The 16,597-nt window shown below is 46.7% G+C and carries 20 protein-coding genes, 2 tRNA genes and 1 other RNA gene; 7 read left to right on the top strand and 16 right to left on the bottom strand.

Annotated elements, in window-relative coordinates; all coding sequences use genetic code 11:
• Positions 1-29: 29 nt before the first annotated feature.
• Positions 30-998: a CobW family GTP-binding protein gene (locus ACQ4M5_RS19210; RefSeq protein ID WP_430677278.1), complete on the top strand. Its 969-nt coding sequence runs from the start codon at positions 30-32 to the stop codon at positions 996-998.
• An 8-nt stretch (positions 999-1,006) separates the two neighbouring features.
• Positions 1,007-2,068: a WD40 repeat domain-containing protein gene (locus tag ACQ4M5_RS19205; RefSeq protein WP_430677277.1), complete on the top strand. Its 1,062-nt coding sequence runs from the start codon at positions 1,007-1,009 to the stop codon at positions 2,066-2,068.
• Positions 2,069-2,070: 2 nt separating this feature from the next.
• On the opposite strand, the gene ACQ4M5_RS19200 is transcribed toward ACQ4M5_RS19205, so the two are convergent.
• The 9 genes from ACQ4M5_RS19200 to ACQ4M5_RS19160 all read right to left on the bottom strand — a co-directional run bounded on the left by ACQ4M5_RS19200 (position 2,071) and on the right by ACQ4M5_RS19160 (position 8,179).
• Complete coding sequence (locus ACQ4M5_RS19200; protein ID WP_430677276.1) at positions 2,071-2,472, bottom strand: hypothetical protein; 402 nt, start codon at positions 2,470-2,472, stop codon at positions 2,071-2,073.
• A 99-nt stretch (positions 2,473-2,571) separates the two neighbouring features.
• On the bottom strand, positions 2,572-3,420 hold the full coding sequence (locus tag ACQ4M5_RS19195) for a metal ABC transporter permease (protein ID WP_430677275.1): 849 nt from the start codon (positions 3,418-3,420) through the stop codon (positions 2,572-2,574).
• Between the two features lie 2 nt (positions 3,421-3,422).
• The gene (locus tag ACQ4M5_RS19190) at positions 3,423-4,169 is read right to left on the bottom strand and encodes a metal ABC transporter ATP-binding protein (RefSeq protein WP_430677274.1); all 747 of its coding nucleotides are present in this window, start codon (positions 4,167-4,169) and stop codon (positions 3,423-3,425) included.
• Between the two features lie 98 nt (positions 4,170-4,267).
• Positions 4,268-4,402 carry a hypothetical protein gene (locus ACQ4M5_RS19185; protein WP_430677273.1) on the bottom strand — a complete coding sequence of 45 codons (135 nt, stop codon included), beginning with the start codon at positions 4,400-4,402 and terminating at the stop codon, positions 4,268-4,270.
• Positions 4,403-4,558: 156 nt separating this feature from the next.
• Entirely contained in the window at positions 4,559-5,104 is a 546-nt protein-coding gene (locus ACQ4M5_RS19180) for an RNA 2'-phosphotransferase (protein ID WP_430677271.1), read from the bottom strand.
• A gap of 25 nt (positions 5,105-5,129) precedes the next feature.
• Positions 5,130-5,200, bottom strand: a tRNA-Trp gene (locus ACQ4M5_RS19175).
• A 14-nt stretch (positions 5,201-5,214) separates the two neighbouring features.
• Positions 5,215-5,298, bottom strand: a transfer-messenger RNA (tmRNA) gene (ssrA, locus tag ACQ4M5_RS19170).
• 101 nt (positions 5,299-5,399) lie between these two features.
• A complete protein-coding gene (locus ACQ4M5_RS19165) occupies positions 5,400-7,613 on the bottom strand; it encodes a tetratricopeptide repeat protein (protein WP_430677270.1) in 2,214 nt (737 codons plus the stop codon).
• Between the two features lie 179 nt (positions 7,614-7,792).
• Positions 7,793-8,179, bottom strand: coding sequence for a hypothetical protein (locus tag ACQ4M5_RS19160; RefSeq protein ID WP_430677269.1), 387 nt, complete (start codon positions 8,177-8,179; stop codon positions 7,793-7,795).
• A gap of 56 nt (positions 8,180-8,235) precedes the next feature.
• Here ACQ4M5_RS19160 and ACQ4M5_RS19155 point away from each other — a divergent pair, with 56 nt between their 5' ends.
• Positions 8,236-8,394: a hypothetical protein gene (locus ACQ4M5_RS19155; protein ID WP_430677268.1), complete on the top strand. Its 159-nt coding sequence runs from the start codon at positions 8,236-8,238 to the stop codon at positions 8,392-8,394.
• Between the two features lie 71 nt (positions 8,395-8,465).
• On the opposite strand, the gene ACQ4M5_RS19150 is transcribed toward ACQ4M5_RS19155, so the two are convergent.
• On the bottom strand, positions 8,466-8,753 hold the full coding sequence (locus ACQ4M5_RS19150; RefSeq protein ID WP_430677267.1) for a TRADD-N-associated membrane domain-containing protein: 288 nt from the start codon (positions 8,751-8,753) through the stop codon (positions 8,466-8,468).
• A gap of 128 nt (positions 8,754-8,881) precedes the next feature.
• Here ACQ4M5_RS19150 and ACQ4M5_RS19145 point away from each other — a divergent pair, with 128 nt between their 5' ends.
• From ACQ4M5_RS19145 to ACQ4M5_RS19135, 3 genes are all read left to right on the top strand, one after another.
• Positions 8,882-11,314: an NACHT C-terminal helical domain 2-containing protein gene (locus tag ACQ4M5_RS19145; protein ID WP_430677266.1), complete on the top strand. Its 2,433-nt coding sequence runs from the start codon at positions 8,882-8,884 to the stop codon at positions 11,312-11,314.
• A 66-nt stretch (positions 11,315-11,380) separates the two neighbouring features.
• Positions 11,381-11,596, top strand: a complete 216-nt coding sequence (vapB, locus tag ACQ4M5_RS19140) for a type II toxin-antitoxin system VapB family antitoxin (RefSeq protein ID WP_430677265.1) — start codon at positions 11,381-11,383, stop codon at positions 11,594-11,596.
• 13 nt (positions 11,597-11,609) lie between these two features.
• A complete protein-coding gene (locus ACQ4M5_RS19135; protein WP_430677264.1) occupies positions 11,610-11,987 on the top strand; it encodes a type II toxin-antitoxin system VapC family toxin in 378 nt (125 codons plus the stop codon).
• A gap of 41 nt (positions 11,988-12,028) precedes the next feature.
• Here the strand turns inward: ACQ4M5_RS19135 and ACQ4M5_RS19130 are convergent, their stop codons facing one another.
• Both ACQ4M5_RS19130 and lipA read right to left on the bottom strand, forming a co-directional pair.
• Entirely contained in the window at positions 12,029-12,949 is a 921-nt protein-coding gene (locus ACQ4M5_RS19130) for an NAD(P)H-dependent glycerol-3-phosphate dehydrogenase (protein WP_430677263.1), read from the bottom strand.
• Positions 12,946-13,815, bottom strand: a complete 870-nt coding sequence (lipA, locus tag ACQ4M5_RS19125; RefSeq protein ID WP_430677262.1) for a lipoyl synthase — start codon at positions 13,813-13,815, stop codon at positions 12,946-12,948. Before lipA ends, ACQ4M5_RS19130 begins: the two co-directional genes overlap by 4 nt.
• A gap of 125 nt (positions 13,816-13,940) precedes the next feature.
• On the opposite strand from lipA, the gene ACQ4M5_RS19120 reads away from it, so the two are divergent.
• Positions 13,941-14,014: transfer RNA gene (locus ACQ4M5_RS19120), tRNA-Pro, on the top strand.
• A 76-nt stretch (positions 14,015-14,090) separates the two neighbouring features.
• Here the strand turns inward: ACQ4M5_RS19120 and ACQ4M5_RS19115 are convergent.
• The 4 genes from ACQ4M5_RS19115 to ACQ4M5_RS19100 all read right to left on the bottom strand — a co-directional run bounded on the left by ACQ4M5_RS19115 (position 14,091) and on the right by ACQ4M5_RS19100 (position 16,589).
• Positions 14,091-14,558: a hypothetical protein gene (locus ACQ4M5_RS19115; protein WP_430677261.1), complete on the bottom strand. Its 468-nt coding sequence runs from the start codon at positions 14,556-14,558 to the stop codon at positions 14,091-14,093.
• A 10-nt stretch (positions 14,559-14,568) separates the two neighbouring features.
• Entirely contained in the window at positions 14,569-15,132 is a 564-nt protein-coding gene (locus ACQ4M5_RS19110; protein ID WP_430677260.1) for a DUF1802 family protein, read from the bottom strand.
• Positions 15,129-15,476 (bottom strand): hypothetical protein, encoded by a 348-nt coding sequence (locus ACQ4M5_RS19105; protein WP_430677259.1) that lies wholly within the window; start codon positions 15,474-15,476, stop codon positions 15,129-15,131. The genes ACQ4M5_RS19110 and ACQ4M5_RS19105 overlap by 4 nt, the downstream gene beginning before the upstream one ends.
• A 195-nt stretch (positions 15,477-15,671) precedes the next feature.
• Complete coding sequence (locus ACQ4M5_RS19100; protein ID WP_430677258.1) at positions 15,672-16,589, bottom strand: isopenicillin N synthase family dioxygenase; 918 nt, start codon at positions 16,587-16,589, stop codon at positions 15,672-15,674.
• Positions 16,590-16,597 lie beyond the last annotated feature (8 nt).

Raw genomic sequence — 16,597 nt, 5'->3', positions numbered from 1 at the left:
ATTATCGTTCTATATGAGGAGCGGTTGTGATGGTTGCTGAAGTAAAAGATGCTGTTCCTGTTACCGTTCTGACAGGCTATCTGGGTGCAGGTAAGACGACATTACTCAACCGAATTCTGACCCATGAACATGGGAAAAAGGTAGCGGTGATCGTCAATGAATTTGGTGAAGTCGGAATCGACAATCAGCTAGTCGTCGATACCGATGAAGAAATTTTCGAGATGAACAATGGGTGCATCTGCTGTACAGTTCGGGGTGATTTGATTCGGATGATCAATAACTTGATGAAACGGCGCGATCGCTTTGATCATATCGTGATTGAAACGACTGGGCTTGCTGATCCCGCGCCCGTGATTCAAACCTTTTTCATGGACGAAGATGTACAGACTTTGACGAGTCTTGATGCTGTTGTTACCGTAGTCGATGCCAAGCACATTGCTCAACATTGGGATGCAGATGAAGCACAAGAACAAATTGCCTTTGCGGATGTAATCTTGCTCAATAAGATTGATCTGATTGCTTCAACCGAGCTAGATGAGCTTGAGAAAAAGATCAAATCGATGAACACGATCGCGAAAATTTATCGTACTCAGGATGCTCAAGTTGAAATGGATGCTTTACTCGGTGTCGGAGCATTTGATCTCGATCGTGCTTTAGAAATCGACCCCAATTTTCTCGGTGAAGATGCTCACGAACATGATGAAACTGTCACTTCAGTTGCGATCGTCGAATCTGGTTCAGTCGATGGCACTCGATTGAATACCTGGATGAGTGAACTACTGCGCTTTCAGGGGCAAGACATCTTTCGGATGAAAGGCATTTTGAACATTGCAGGCGAGGATAATCGCTTTGTCTTTCAAGGGGTGCACATGTTGTTCGATGGTAAGCCCGATCGACGTTGGAAACCTAATGAAACGCGCAAAAATGAATTAGTATTCATTGGTCGAAACTTAGATGAAGCAGCATTGAGAGAGGATTTTCGCTCGTGTTTAGTGTAAAAGCAAAAATGCGCTCTCTGCTTGAACTGCGATGGCAAAGTGTTTTATCGGACTATGTTACAGCGATCGCATGGTCGCCTGATGGAAAAATGCTGGCGGTTTGTTCTGCTGCGGGAGAAGTTGTCCTCTATGCAACGAGGACATTTGATTCGATCGTATTGCAGACAGCGACAGGATCTTCGATCGACTGTCTTGCTTTCTCTCACGATGGACAGTTTCTTGCAGCAAGCGGACAAGCGGGAACTGTTCAAATTTGGCAGTTAACCAGAACAGGATTCGAGCTGATTAAAACTCTAACGAATGCTTCAGCATGGATTGATCAGCTTCAGTGGAGTCCGATCAAGAATCAGATTGCCTTTAGCTTAGGCAAAACGGTGCAAATTTGGGATGCTGAAACTCAGCAAAGTGTGACGACGCTGGATTTTAACGAATCGTCGATCGGTGATATTGCATGGCATCCAAGCGGTGAGAGCATTAGTCTTGGCGGCTATCAAGGCATCAAAATCTGGATGACAGCGAAATGGGAAGAAGATCCCTATCAATTCATTATTCCGTCTGCGAGTACGACGATCGCTTGGTCAGCAAGTGGGCGATATCTAGCATCGGGAAATCTCGATCGAACCCTTTCTGTTTTAGAGTGGGGCAATCCTGCACCGTGGATGATGAGCGGTTTTCCCGGCAAGGTTCGTCAAATTGCTTGGTCTGATCGACCTGTTCGCAATGATGCCCCACTGCTTGCCTCAGCTAGTGCAGAAGGCATTGTCGTTTGGGAAAAGCACGAAGATGAACAGTTTGGATGGGAAAGTCGCGTCTTGGGTCAGCACGATGGCTATGTTCAAGCTGTTCGCTTCCAGCCCAATACGACTTTGCTGGCTTCTGCCTCGGAAGATGGCTCGATCGTTTTGTGGTGGCAAGCAGCTTCGATGACTCAAATCTTAGAAGGCGCACCTGATGGGTTTTCTTACCTCGCGTGGCATCCCCAGGGAAGTCACCTTGCCGCAGGAGGGCAGCAAGGTGAACTGTTAGTCTGGTCACAACCTTCGCGAGGTCAAGGATTCAAACGGCGTTAGTTTTATTGCAGTTGAACGGCTGCACGTTGAATCGGCAGGACTTCTTCTAAAGTCAAAGGTCGATCGGTTGTGAGATGACTGGAGCAACAAATTGTATGGAAGAAAATCGGCTCACCCACAACTTTCGAGAAATGTTGCTCTAATAGCAAACGAGAGGTAATGTCTCCTAAAAGTTCAGCAATGTCCTGGGTGAGTTGTTCAGTATCATCGCGATGCGTAATCCGAAACTGAAACGAAGTTTTATCGACTAGCTTTTTAAGCTGTGAATCAAACTCGTCTGATTGATGCTGTACGAATGCAAAAGCCTGCTTTTCCAAAAATTCCCAAGCTTCGGGGAAGAGGCGACGAATGTTGTCGATCGCGTCTCCAGCTTTGTAGACGAGCGTTGCTGTTTTACAATCCATTAATCATTTCCTTCAAATGTTGATGCGCCCAGTATGAGCATCCATGATATTGAATCAATTCAACGCTGAGATCAAGCGTGTTTTGCATAAATTTGTAGTTCAATAAGAACGTCGAAGCAAATTAGAACGAGTTAGAATGCCTTGAGATGGACTGAACAGTAGTGATAGCAGAAAGAGCGTAGACGAAACTAATACGATCGCAGGTCCAGACGGAAGATTGTGATAGTAACTGATGTAAATTCCAGTCACACAAGAAAACATTCCGATTAATGCTCCGAGCAGCATCATCTGATTTAGCTCTTTGACCAAAAGATAAGCACTGAGAGCCGGACCGACTAACATAGAAATCACCAAAATTACGCCCACTGCTTTCATGCTCACAATGATCGTGAGCGTAATCGCTGACATAAACGCAAAATAAATTAGATTAATCGGCAGCCCGATCGCTTGAGCGCCCGTTTTGTCAAAGGTATAGAACAGCATTTCTTTGTAAAACAATCGCACAATGCAGAGAATGTTCAACGAAATTACTAAAGTCCGTTGAACATCTGCGATCGTGACTCCTAAGATATCCCCAAACAAAAAGCTATCCAAATCAAGCTTATTTCTAAGAACCGTAATTAGCGTGACACCGAGAGCAAAGAAAGTCGAGAAGATTAGCGCCATTGCTGCATCAGCTTTCACTCGACTTTGCGATCGTATCCAAGCGATTAAAGATGCACCTAAAATTCCTGCTCCAAATGCTCCAATCAAAATATCAATCCCCAGAAAAAACGAAATCGAGAGTCCCGGCAGGACACAATGAGCGACCACATCGCCAAAAAGCGCCATTCTCTGAACTATCAAATAGCTGCCGACAACCGGACAAAGCAATCCGACCAGTAACCCGATCGCGATCGCATTTCGCATAAATTCAAATCCAAGCGGCTCTGTAATGAATGGAATCATAGTTAGCAAATGAGTGTAGAGTCAAAATCTTGCTGAAAAGGTGCTTGCAAGTACGTGCCATAAGCTTGACGCAGATTTTCAGCCGTCATCACCTCTTTCGGAGTACCCTCAGCAATCAAGCGTTGATTGAGCAGTAATAAGCGATCGAGTTGTGATAGCGATTGTCCCCACTCATGTGTACTCAGGAGTAGAATTTTGCCTTGCGATCGCAGTTCTGCAAACACTTCGAGCATAATGCCCTCCGTTTTTTTATCTACTCCTGTAAATGGCTCATCAAAGAAGAATAAATCTGCCTGTTGTGCCAATGCACGAGCGAGAAAGACTCGTTGCTGCTGACCACCCGATAGCTCTCCAATCCGGCGAGATTTCAGGTCGAGCATTTCGACTCGCTCCAAAGCAGTTCTGACTAATTCTTTCGCGGGACGACCGGGACTGCGAAACCAGCCTAGAGAGCGAGTTCTTGCCATCAAGACCACATTCCAAACTGTAATCGGATAATCCCAGTCAATCTGCGATCGCTGTGGAATATAAGCAACCTTATCAAGTTGGCGATGTAGAGGACAGGTACAGTACTCGACTTTGCCGCTCTCAGTCGGAATCAAGCCTAACATCGCTTTCAGCATGGTACTTTTCCCGGCTCCATTGGGTCCGATTACGCCGACTAGCTCACCCGCTCGAATCGAGAAGCTAATGGCATCAAGTCCGAGAACTCCTCGATAACTAACGGCTAACTGCTGAACCTTTAACATTCATTTACATTTGCATTGCTTGAGAACGATTATCATTATATGAGTAACGCATCGATTCTAGATCTTAAAAAAGTACCACCTCTAAATAATCGGTTGATTTAGACGATCGCGGCATGAGGAAACCAATGTTCTTGCCACTTGCCATTGAGTTCAAGAATTTTCAGCAGACCGAGTGCATGACTGCCTTGCGGTCTCCAACTTCTACCCTTGCGTTTCTGGCGATAGCCAATCACTTGGTTAACTGCCCATAGGCTGACTCCGACTGATTTAAGGTTGACTTGTCGTGATTTTAACGATTTTTCATGTCATCAACCGATTATTTAGAGGTGGTACTTTTTTGTTTCGCGATCGCGCTTCTCTACATCAGCACAAGCAAATTCCGCAGCCAGCTAAATTAACGCCAAATACTTCGCTGGCACGTGATCCACCAACCAAACGCCATTGTCTGAACAATAGAAGATAAATCCTGCTTGGTGCATCGCTCTACTATCCACGGTAAAAATTGCAGGTCGCCCATGTCGCATTCCCACCTTACGAGCAGTTTCCGTCTCTCTTGATAAATGCACATGGTGGCGTGACATTTTCAACAGTCCAGATTCCAAAATTGCTGGCACAGATAGTTCTCCAGTTCCGTGATACAGCACATCTGGCGGCGTTTGCGGTTCAAGTTGTAGATCGACTTCGACACTATGACCTTGATTCGCCCGAATGCGCGTCTTTGTCCGATCGAATGAGAATCGCTGCTTGTTGCAGGTTGCGACAACTTCCTCCAACTCTGTACGAGTGACGGGAAACTGATAAGTTGCACAAGCGCTTAGTAGTTCATCGACACTCACCCAACCACCAGGAGCGAGAGACAGTCCAAGGCGTTCTGGATTATGGCGCAAATGCTTACTAAGATATCTGCTTATTTTTGTCGATCGGTCTTGCTCCATGTCGCCGTACCTAACTTATATAGAGCACACAGACCAGGATTTGAACCCGGACTAAAGGTTTTGGAGACCCTTGTGCTGCCGTTACACTATCTGTGCATTCAGATGAAAGTTGGTGGAGACGTGGGGAATTGAACCCCAGTCCTGCAACTGTCCGTTTGTTGGTTTCAGAGCAGTCGAACACCAATCGCGTCCCCATAACAGGTTGAGTTGAGCCGCTGTTTGTTGTCTCATCTCATACTACGAAGATAAGCCAGCGTACTACAAGCTGTCAAGAGGATACTACAATTTTGTTTGATTAATGTTCAACCAGTTGGCGGAACCGTCGATCGTTCATAATTTGCTCGAATTCCGGGTCGCTTTTGGCATCTTCCCGATAGCGTGGATTGATCCGAATCGCTTCTTCGAGATTCTCGATCGCGGCTTGTGTATGTCCCTGAACTGCATAACAGATCGCTTTGTTGTAGTACGCGGGTGCATACTTCGGCTGAATGTCGATCGCGAAATCAAAACTTTCTAAGGCATCTCGATCGCGCTCTAGTTGTACCAAGAGATAGCCGCGATAGTTCCAAACCTTGTATGCTTCCGAATCAAGTTTCAGTGCTTCATCGAAGGAAGCAAGCGCTTCTGAATATCGACCCAACATTTGCAGCGCTAATCCGCGATTCAGCCATGCGATCGGGTCATTGGGACGAATCTGAACGGCTTGATTAAAGGATCGGAACGCTTCCTCATGTCGCTGTAGTTTACCCAGTGCAACACCGCGATCGCACCAAGCTTCAGAGTAGTCGGGATCGAGTTGGATTGCCCGATCGTAAGATGCGATCGCTTCTTTGAATTGCTTCAATCGTCCGAGTGCTAATCCGCGTCTCAGCCAGAGTTCAGGATTGTTTGATTGGTGTTCGATTGCTCGATCGTAATGTGCGATCGCGGCTTCAAATTGTCCCGACTTAAACAACGTTTCAGCCTGCTCGAAATCTGAAGATTGCTCTGGTGCTGATGTTTCAACGGGTTCAGGGCGGCGATTTTGAGCTTGTTCCCGTAGTCCTGAAAGTTGGGACACAAACTCAAATTCTAACTGTTGAAGCTTGTTGAAAATCGCTTGCTTTTGTTGTCCTGCGTCAGATTCGAGTAGTCGCAACTTATCGAGGAAGTTCGTTCTGCCTTGAATTGCAGTGGTTTCTAATTCGGAGAACTGCGCGAGTACTTCGGATTGTCTCTGATTGAGATCGTCTTGTAGTTGTTTCTGATGTTGTTCAAGCTGCAATCGTGCTTCCGTTTCTTTCTGCTCTAAATTCGCTTGAACTCGCTGTTGATGTTGTTCAAGTTGCGATAGCGCTGCTGCACTTCGTGTTCGTACTTCGGTTTCTTTTTGCTCTAAATTCACTTGAACTCGCTGTTGATGCTGTTCAAGTTGCAATCCTACTTCCGTTTCTTTCTGATCAAGATCGGCTTCGACTCTTTTTTGATGCTGTTCTAAGTTGGAACGAAATTCGGTTGCGCTTCCTGCAAGCTCGATTTCTAATTGCTCGATTTGTTCACGAATGCGATCGCGTTGTTGTTGACTGTCTGTTTGGAATCCTGCAAGCTGTGTCGCAAATTCAGCTTTGAGATGCCGCAAATCTTCGAGTAATTGATTGCGTCGATCTTCTGTATCGGTCTGAACTTCTGAAACCTGCGTCACATAATCCTGCTCAAACTGCGCCAATCGTTGCAGCATTTGATCGCGTTGCAGTTGAACATCCGATTGCAGTTCGTCGAGATGCGTTGTAAAAGCAGTCTGTGAGCGGGTTAAATGTTCCTGCGTTAGATGTTGTTGCTCGGTTGCAAAGGTTTCGATTCCGTCTAGCTGTGCGATTAACTGATCGCGCACTTCAGTAAAGCGATCGGCAGCAGTCGTCGTTTGTTCTTGTGCATCCGTTTGCAACATCGACAAATGAGCAGCAAAATCCGAAGATAGCTTTTCTAATTCGCGCTTAGAGAGATTTACTTGAGTTTCGAGTCCAGCTAAGAGTTCGGACTGCGATCGCGATAATTGCGAAGTTAGACCTGTTAAGCTTTCTGCATCTTCTGAAATTCTTTGCTGTAGTGCTTGGACTTCTCGTTCAAGCTGATCAATCACTTCTCGTGATTGTTGAATTTTCCGTTCTGCTTCTTGTTGAACATCTTGCAACTGATGTTCGACTTCTGATAGATGCTGAAGTTGCTGTAATCCTCGATCGACGATTTCCCGAATAATAATGCGACGGAATTTCCACAGTGCAACCAGAAGCGCGATCGGGAACACCGTTAAAGTAATCAGCGCAATATTAAGCAACAGACTCGAACGAGATAAAGCGCGATCGATTTCGTCTTCGACCTGCGATCGTAATTGTTGCTGCCGTCTCAGTTCGGTCAATTCCTGCTGTGGAGTCTGTTGCGCCTGAACCACGCTAACCGAGCTAATCGGCGCAGAACAGACGAGAAAGCCGCCTAGCAGAAAAGCAAAAACTGATTGATTTTTTTTCAGCATAACAATTCCCGCTCGATCGAATGGAAGTTTTACTATTGTCCAATTTACCAAGTCAATTGAGAAATCGGCAGAAATTATCTTAACGATCGTGGCGTGATGGATCTACACACAGTCTTGTATCGGTAGGCAAAACGTCATTCCTGATGGCAACGATCGGGGGGCAACGATCGCTGTTTCGATCACGCGATTTTATTCAACTCGTCGGACTGACTCTTTTTACGTTTGGGGCGTTTGTGGTTTTCTAGCTTCTTGTAGCCAATGGATTCTGCCTGGTGACTGTTTTTGCCATACTGTGCCAGCACGGAGCTTTTCATCGCTTGTACGCCTTGATGAAATTTCCATTCGATTTCACGCACTTCGTCCAGGAGAGCGCGGTGCTTTGCTTTTGCCTGGATTTCTAGTTCGTACAAGTAGTGCAGTTTCCGTTCGATCTCGCCAAGCGTGATCAGATCGGCTTCTGGGCGACCAGGAGTATAACCGAGAATTCCCTTTGCACCTCGCAGGGCGTTAATGTCTTGGTCAATGATTCCATTGCGTAACCGTTGGCTAGTATCTGGAAGGGTCATAGGTTTCTAATGTGTTGAATGACATTCTTCCTAACGTTCCCGTTTGGCTGGGATCAATGACAAGTCAACTTCTTGGCGATCGCTGGAATAAAGGTGCAAGGTCTAGGAGATTGATTCCCGTCTTTGGAATAAAGATGCAACTTGTCGGATGCTTTCTCCGGAGTTGGAAATACGAGGAGCGAATCGCTGGAAATTTGCTCCCCGCTCTGGAATAAGGGTACGAGTTTTGGGAATCAAGCAGCGCGATCGCGGATGTAAGATTCGGAAGTGCGATCGCGCTTTTCTCTTAATCGGTCAACTCTTTGAGAAGACCATCTAATCGATCGTTGGCATCTTTTGCGATGCGATAGCAAAGAACACTCGAAGCCGTTCCGCCAGTTGTCGCTAATGCACCTTCAGGCGCTTTACCTGTGAACACCCAAAACCAACCGAGAAAACTCACCCCGATTGCAATCACGGCAGAGCTATGAGCAATATTGGAGGCATTTCTCGCTTGTCGGAGACGTTCTTGAGCGATCTTTTGTTCGATTTCAGGATGATAATGACGTTTGAAAGGGGGTGTAATCTTTTTCATGATTGATTTGGAGAGTGAAATTAGGGCTGGGGGAGCGCTCCCTACTCACTATCAAAATCGAGAATCGCTGAAATTTGGTCAGGGCAAGCGTTTGGCTTTGGTGTACAAGTTGTAAGAGTTGTAAGAGTATGGCAAGACGATCGCTGCAAGCTTCTCCAGACGGGATCGCTCTGATTCGGAAAATTCTGAAGCGCAAAAGAATGTCGCAGACGGTTTTGGCAGCGAAGGTGAATTGTTCTCGTCAAACGATTTGGAGCTTGTTAAACGGCAATGCGATCGACGTTGATTACTTCCTCGACATTTGCAAGGAGTTGGGGCTGAATTGGGAGGAGATCGCTGTCCCAGAGTTACCCGAACGAGAAACGAGTCCTGAAATTGAAGCGTTGGTTCAGCGGGCGCGACAGCAAGGATATGCCGATCTCGATCGGCGCTGTGGCTGGATGCGGGTGTTAGATATGCGGCAACCGATCGGAATTGCGGCAATCTACACCGATGTGAATATTTTGGAGAGAATCACTGGCAAGACTCGGCGTGACTTGGATGAATTGATGCGGGGCTGTACAGCCGAAACGTTCGATCGCTTCTTTTTAGGGCAAGTCCGAGAACAGCGCGTTGATGGGTTACAGGCGGTGCGCGAACAGAAGCAGTTGATGATTTTGGGGCGACCGGGTGCGGGGAAAACCACCTTTCTCAGACGGTTGGCAACAGTGTGCAATCAAGGTGAGTTTTTGCCGGAACGAGTGCCAATTTTTGTCACATTGAAAGAGTTTGCCGAAACAGACGGTCAGCCCAGATTAACGGATTTCATTGCCCGATCTTTTGCGCCTGCGCTTTCTGTCACCGATGTCGATCGATTGCTGCTTCACGGGCGAGGATTAGTCTTACTTGATGGCTTGGATGAAGTGCTAGAAGCGCAGCACGATCGTGTATTGCAAGAGATTCGGGAGTTTGCTCAACGATATGATCAGACTTCGATCATGATTACCTGTCGGATTGCTGCACGAGAGTACGTATTTGAGCAGTTTACAGAGGTTGAAGTCGCTGATTTCACAGATGAGCAGATTCAGGAGTTTGCGGATAAATGGTTCAAAACGAAAGAGCCTGAGCAAGTGGATAAAGAGGGACGGTCAACGATCGGGCTTCTCTTTTGGCAAACCTTGGAGGAACGCGAACCGATCAAAGAGTTAGGGACAAATCCTCTGCTACTGACGTTACTGTGTTTGGAGTTTGAGGAGTCTTCAGAGTTTCCCTCAAGCCGAGCGGAATTGTATGAACGGGCGCTAAACATTCTACTGACGAAGTGGGATGGACAGCGGCGGATTAAGCGGGAAGAGGTTTATAAGCGATTACCCACGCATCGCAAAGTCAGTTTGTTGGGTCAACTCGCAATGCAAACCTTTGAGCGCGGTGAGTATTTTTTCCGAGTGCATACTGCTGAAAAGCTAATTAGCCGATATATTCAGAATTTGCCAGATGCGAAAACTGATCCAGAGGCGTTGTTGGTTGATAGTCGTGCGGTTCTAAAGTCGATCGAGGCTCAACATGGATTATTGACAGAACGCGCTACCGATATTTATTCGTTTTCGCATCTAACATTCCATGAGCATTTCACAGCAAAGAATATTTTGGATATTACCGATCCAACGGCTCAGGAAACTGCATTGAAGCGGTTAGTGACTCATGTTGCAGAAAAGCGATGGCGGGAAGTGTTTCTGATAGTCGTGGAACGGATGGACAGTGCGGATTATCTGTTAACGCTGATGAAAGAGGAGATCGATCGTATTCTTGCCCAGGATGAGAAATTGCAACAATTCCTGAGTTGGGTTGAACAAAAATCCAGTTCAGTAGATGCCCCTTACAAATCCGCTGCCATCCGAGCCTTGTACTTTGCTCCCAATCGTCCTCTCCACTCTGCCCTTGATCGCAACCTTGTACGCGACATCGACCTGAACTCGGATGGTACTCTCGACCGCGCTTTCGATGATGCTCTCAATAATGCTCTCGCTCCTGATCGCCTTAACTTCATTCTTGACCTCCTCAGCAACCGTGTACCTTCCTATAACCTTGATTGCAATCTCGACCTCGATCGCTTCCTTAGCCGAGTTCTCGACATCGATCACTCCCTTGATCACCATCTCGATCTCGATCGTTTCACTGATCTCACCCGTGATTCCGCCCGCGATTTTGCCCGCACCTTTGCCCTTGCGTGCATCCTCGTTCTCGTCCGCGCTCTCGCTTCTGATGCCGAGTTGCAGCAAGAATTACAGCGACTCCAAAATGAACATCCCTTAACTAACGATTGGAAAGATTACAAACAATGGTGGAAACACAATGGACGCGCTTGGATTCAACAGCTTAGACAAGTCATGATTCAGCATCGTAATATTGGACACGATTGGCGGTTCACCAATGCTCAACAAGCGCTCCTTCAGCAGTACTACAATGCAAACAAGCTTCTCGTAGACTGCCTCAACAGCGAGTGTTACGTCAGCCGCGAAGTCCGCGAAGAGATTGAAGCCACCCTACTTCTGCCATTGCAAAGCAGTTCCCCCACAGAGTAGACGCATTCCTTCATCCGTAAAGGCAGGTTGCGTATCATAATGAATAACCCGTTTTAGAAATCAACGATGTTAGAAACAGAGATCTTAGAAAACCTAAAACAACTGCCCGATCCTCTCCAGCAAGAAGTTTTGCACTATATCGAATTTCTCAAAGCGCGATACACGGCACCCGCGCCTCAGCCAACTCAACCGAAGAAACGTCAAGCAGGACGATTAAAAGGCAAAATTGTTTTAGCGGAAGATTTTGATGCTCCGCTTGAAGATCTCAAAGAGTATATGTAAGGTCAAACCCCAAATGCTTCTGGATACGCACACATTTCTTTGGTTTCTCAATGAAGATGCAAATTTGCCCCCAGTTCTGAAACAACAAATCGAGAATGCTGATGCAGTTTTTGTCAGCATCGTCTCTATCTGGGAAATTGCCATCAAACTCAATGTCGGTAAACTAACGTTGCTCACGCCTTTCGAGACGTTGGATGCGGACATTGCTGCATCCAAAATCGAAATTCTTCCGCTTACCTTCGAGAGCGCAGTAGCGTATCGTTCCTTACCCCTACACCACCGTGACCCGTTCGATCGAATGCTCGTTGCCCAAGCCCTAACGCATTCTCTAGTCTTGGTCAGTCGAGATGCCATCTTAGATGCTTACAAGGTTCAACGATTATGGGAATAAATTGAGAAATCGATCGCCTTAGCAAAGCGCGATCTCGCTCATCAAACGCTTTCCGGTTTACTATCTCGCTGCATCAGTTCTCCAACTGCCGATCGAGGTGTAATCTCTCCGCGCAACAATCGATCGACTTGCACCGAAATTGGCATCGAAATTCCTTGTGCCTGCGCTAATTTCACCAAAACCTGAGTTGTATTAATTCCCTCAGCGGTTCCTTCCAAATTCGCCAACACTTCAGAGAGCGTTTTTCCTTGCGCCAGTCCATATCCTACTTGATAATTTCGACTCAGCGAACTACTACAAGTCGCGAGCAAATCTCCTAAACCGGACAATCCATAAAACGTCTCAGGCTTCGCGCCCCAATGCGTCCCCAACCGAATCATTTCCGCCAGTCCACGAGTGACTAAAGCGGATTTCGCATTTGTTCCAAGCTGCAATCCGTCGCAAGCTCCAACCGCGATCGCAATTACATTCTTCAACGTTCCACCCAGTTCAACGCCAAGTGGATCAGCATTCGTATACACCCGAAATCGAGCCGAGGAAAAAGCTTGCTGAATGCGATCGGCAATGGTTTGATCCGAATGCGCCACCACACTCGCAGCGGGTAAACCTTGCTGAATTTCTTTTGAGAGATTGGGACCGGATAAAACCGCGATCGAGCTTTCTGGAAATGCCGCTTGCCAAACTTGCGAAGGCAATAAGGGTAAAGCGGTTTCGTTTCCCGATTCTGGATCTAATCCTTTCGTAGCAGTGACGATTGTAGGAATCGCGATCGACATTTGTTCAATGACCGATCGCACTCCTTTCATCGAAACCGCTGAGATCAGAAGTTCAGATTCGGAAATCGTTTCGTTTAGCGATCGTTCACTCCGACGTGACCAGACTGCAATCTCATGCCCATTCTCCCGCGCCAATCCTGCCAGCGTCGATCCCCAAGCTCCCGCCCCAATCACTGCAATTCTCATCTCGGATACAGTTGCATCAAAGCTTGAACTTGTTCAGCATGATACGAACTGCGAGTCAACGGAGTCGAAACCACTTGTAAAAAGCCGATCGATTCGCCAAATTCCCGCCAAGCATCGAACTGTTCAGGCGTGACAAAATCCTGTACGCCCAAATGTTTCTGAGTCGGTTGGAGATATTGCCCGATCGTCAAAATGTCGCAGTCTGCCGCTCTCAAATCCTGCATCGTTTGGCGCACTTCCGCATCCGTTTCACCGAGTCCAACCATGATTCCAGACTTGGTATAAACCTTTGGATTGATTTGCCGAACTTGCTTGAGCAATTCTAGAGATCGAGCATAATCACCTTGAGGACGAACCCGCCGATACAACCGAGGAATCGTTTCAGTATTGTGATTCAGCACTTCCGGTGATGCACTTAAAATGATTTTCAGCGCGTCCCAATTGCCGCATAAATCGGGGATCAGAACTTCGATCGTAGTCTTAGGCGAAACCGCTCGAATCTCTTCAATACAGCGAACAAACTGCGATGCGCCTCCATCCGGCAAATCATCCCGATTCACCGAAGTTACCACCACATGATTTAATCCCATTCGTCTGACCGCTTCTGCCAATCGTGTCGGTTCAGTCGGGTCAAGCGGTTGTGGTTTCTTCTCGAAATCGATATCGCAATAAGGACACGCACGAGTACAAGCCGGACCCATAATCAGAAAAGTTGCCGTTCCGTTACTGAAGCACTCCCCAATATTGGGACAGGAAGCTTCTTCGCACACGGTATTGAGTGCGAGATCTCGTAAGACTTCTTTGACGTTGCCGACTCGCTCCCACTGAGGAGCTTTGACTCGTAGCCAGTCCGGTTTAACAACCACGGTTTTACCTATTGTGCGATCGCGTTTTGCATTGTTTATCTTAACAAGTTCGGGATTTTCAGCAAATTACTCGACGCAAGCGCAAACTTGATCTAATATGAAATACGCATTGCAAAAATGCTTTTCGGGATGTAGCGCAGCTTGGTAGCGCACCTCGTTCGGGACGAGGGGGTCGTAGGTTCAAATCCTATCATCCCGATTTTAATTCGATGGCATTCGATCGCTGCAATCGGATAATCAAGATTTCAACAGTTTAGGTTCAACGCTGCATTCGTTTAAGATTCAGGCGGCAATCGTCGTTCGAGCAGTTCTAGTGTGCGACGATTTTCGGTTTGCAGTCCACGAATTTCTGATTGCATTTCATCAATCCGATCGAGGACTTGATCGAGTCGTTCAAAGGTTTGTGTTTGAGCGATCGCTAAATTTTGTGTGACTTCTGTTAGGTTGAACAGCGCATCACTGACTTGAGCAAATCGATTGAATGTACGTTCTTCTAAATCGGCGGTACGATTCTCTAAGGTCTGTAATCGAACTTCAAAGTCCCGCTGACTACGACATACATAATCGATTAGTTGATTAATCGCTTGCGACAAACTTGAAACTGTTTCTGGTTCTTCTGCGGGAAATTGCTCTGACATTACGGTGACGAAGTTCGATATTTCCAGAAATTGTAATCTCTGTGGCAAACCTTCTAGAGATTTTGCCCTCGATTCGGTTTGCCGAAGATTTGCATCATCGGTCAATCAGCAAAACTCAACGCACGATCGAACTTTCCAAAGCAATGTCTCGAATCTGTCGAACTCGTTCTTGATATTCCGCTTCGGTGAATACCGGAATCGCGTTCTCGATCGACACTTCATCGATTTCAATCCACGATCGACATCCGCCATAAGCCTCTCGATACTGAATCGTTTGAGTTTCAGGTAAACGAAACACTTTTAATAACAGTAAATATAACGGCGATCGAGGTTTCCATTTCAGCCGCTCTTCGACAAAGCGATCGTTCCAAATGTGGAAAGGAATCAGCGATCGCACCACATCGGGTTCGCTGACTTGAAGGACATCGGTAATCTCAGCGTAAGAAGAAATGTCGATCGTTTCAGGATGCCAGCCCGATTCAACTCGCTCCACTAAATTCGGTTGCTTGAGCAGGTTTGGATCTTGATGCTCGAACGTGGGATAGAGCAACACTTGGCGAAACGGAACTTCAAAGCGTCCCTTTTCTTCTCGAATGCCACCTTTGCGAAGGAGCAAAATCGTTTCCCCTTGCTCCAAAGCTTGAACTGCGATCGACCATTCTTTTAAAGCTTGTTTCATCTTGGTAAATCTAGGGTTGAGAAGAACTCAATACACACCACCAAAAACGGAAACATAATTCCTGCGAGTCCAATCCAGCCGCCAAACTGACCAATAAACGAAGCCATCTTTCTCTGTCCTCGTTCACCTGCGGTCGCCACAAAGCGAGAACTCATACTCAACAAAGCAGCGCCACCCAATCCAAACGGCACACTCAGCAGAAACCATGTTCTCAGTCTAGCGCCTGGATTAATTAACCCGATCGTTGGGAACAGCACAAAGCTCACCGCTTCCACTACAAGCCACAAACCCAGTGCTGTGAGCAAATCTTTCTTTTGCAATTCGTCGAAGGAGAAGTTATTCATCGCCAAAATTTAAGGGTTTCTCAATCTCCAGATAGGAAAAGATCTCGATCGTGTTGCCTAGAATGAAGACAAGTTAGAACTTTCGGAGCGATCGCAAAATGAACACCCACGATTTATTCCTGCTGATTTTGATGCTAATCCCTGGGATCTTGCTGTCTGTGGCAATTATGGCAACGTTTGCAGCGGGTGGCTAACTTATTTCAGCCCGATTTCGATAAGTCGCTGATGTAAGTATTCTCCTGCGGTGATTTTGGGAAATCGAGTTACGCCGCCCGTTTTGTCAATGCAACTTTGGAGCGGCGTTAAATCGGTTTTACCAACGGGATGAACAAAGAATGGCATCGAGAATCGACGTGATCGATCGCCTGGATTGACGACTCGATGCGTGGTACTTTTCAGCAATCCATTGGTCAATTGCTGCAACATATCGCCACTATCAACAATAATTTGACCTTCGATATTCGGAATTGCTCTCCAGGTTCCATCGCGCTGCAAGAGTTCTAATCCGCTCTCAGTCGCTTCACAGAGTAGCGTGATCAGATTAATGTCTTCGTGTGGAGCCGATCGTAAACTGGCAGGATTCACATCTTCGGGAATCGGCGGATAGTGAATGATTCGCAAGATCGTATCGGCATCGATCGTGGTTTCGCTCAAGAACGATCGATCTTCTCCGAGATACAATGCACACGCTTCGAGCAGTCTCACGGCACAGTGTTCGAGTTGAGCGTATAGCTGATTCATCGTTGATCGAAACTCAGGAACCTCGATCGCATCAAGATTGGCTAAATGATTCTCCCGTCCGACGTGCCAAAATTCTTTTAAGTCGGGAACTGGATGATCTTTTGCGTGTTCTTTCCCGAATCGGGTGAATCCTCTCTGTCCATTCAGTTTCGGATCTTCGTAGCGCAACTTCGTTTCGTCGGGTAGCTTGAAAAATTCTTCTGCCAATTGATAAGCGCGTTGGATTAGGGCGCGATCGACTCCATGATTCACCAGCGCAAAGAAGCCGATTTCTTCTAGGGCTTTTCCGATCGTCAAAACGAAATCTTGCTGTTGAACTGGATCGTCTGAGAGAAAAGATTGGAGATCTGCGATCGGAATAGTTTGCTGCATAAGAGTAA

The organism is Leptolyngbya sp. AN10 (genome assembly GCF_050565645.1).
In the GTDB taxonomy this organism is placed as follows: Bacteria; Cyanobacteriota; Cyanobacteriia; order Leptolyngbyales; family Leptolyngbyaceae; genus Leptolyngbya.
The sequence above is the reverse complement of the archived record's forward strand: the minus strand, read 5'-3'. Positions and strand labels throughout refer to the sequence as shown.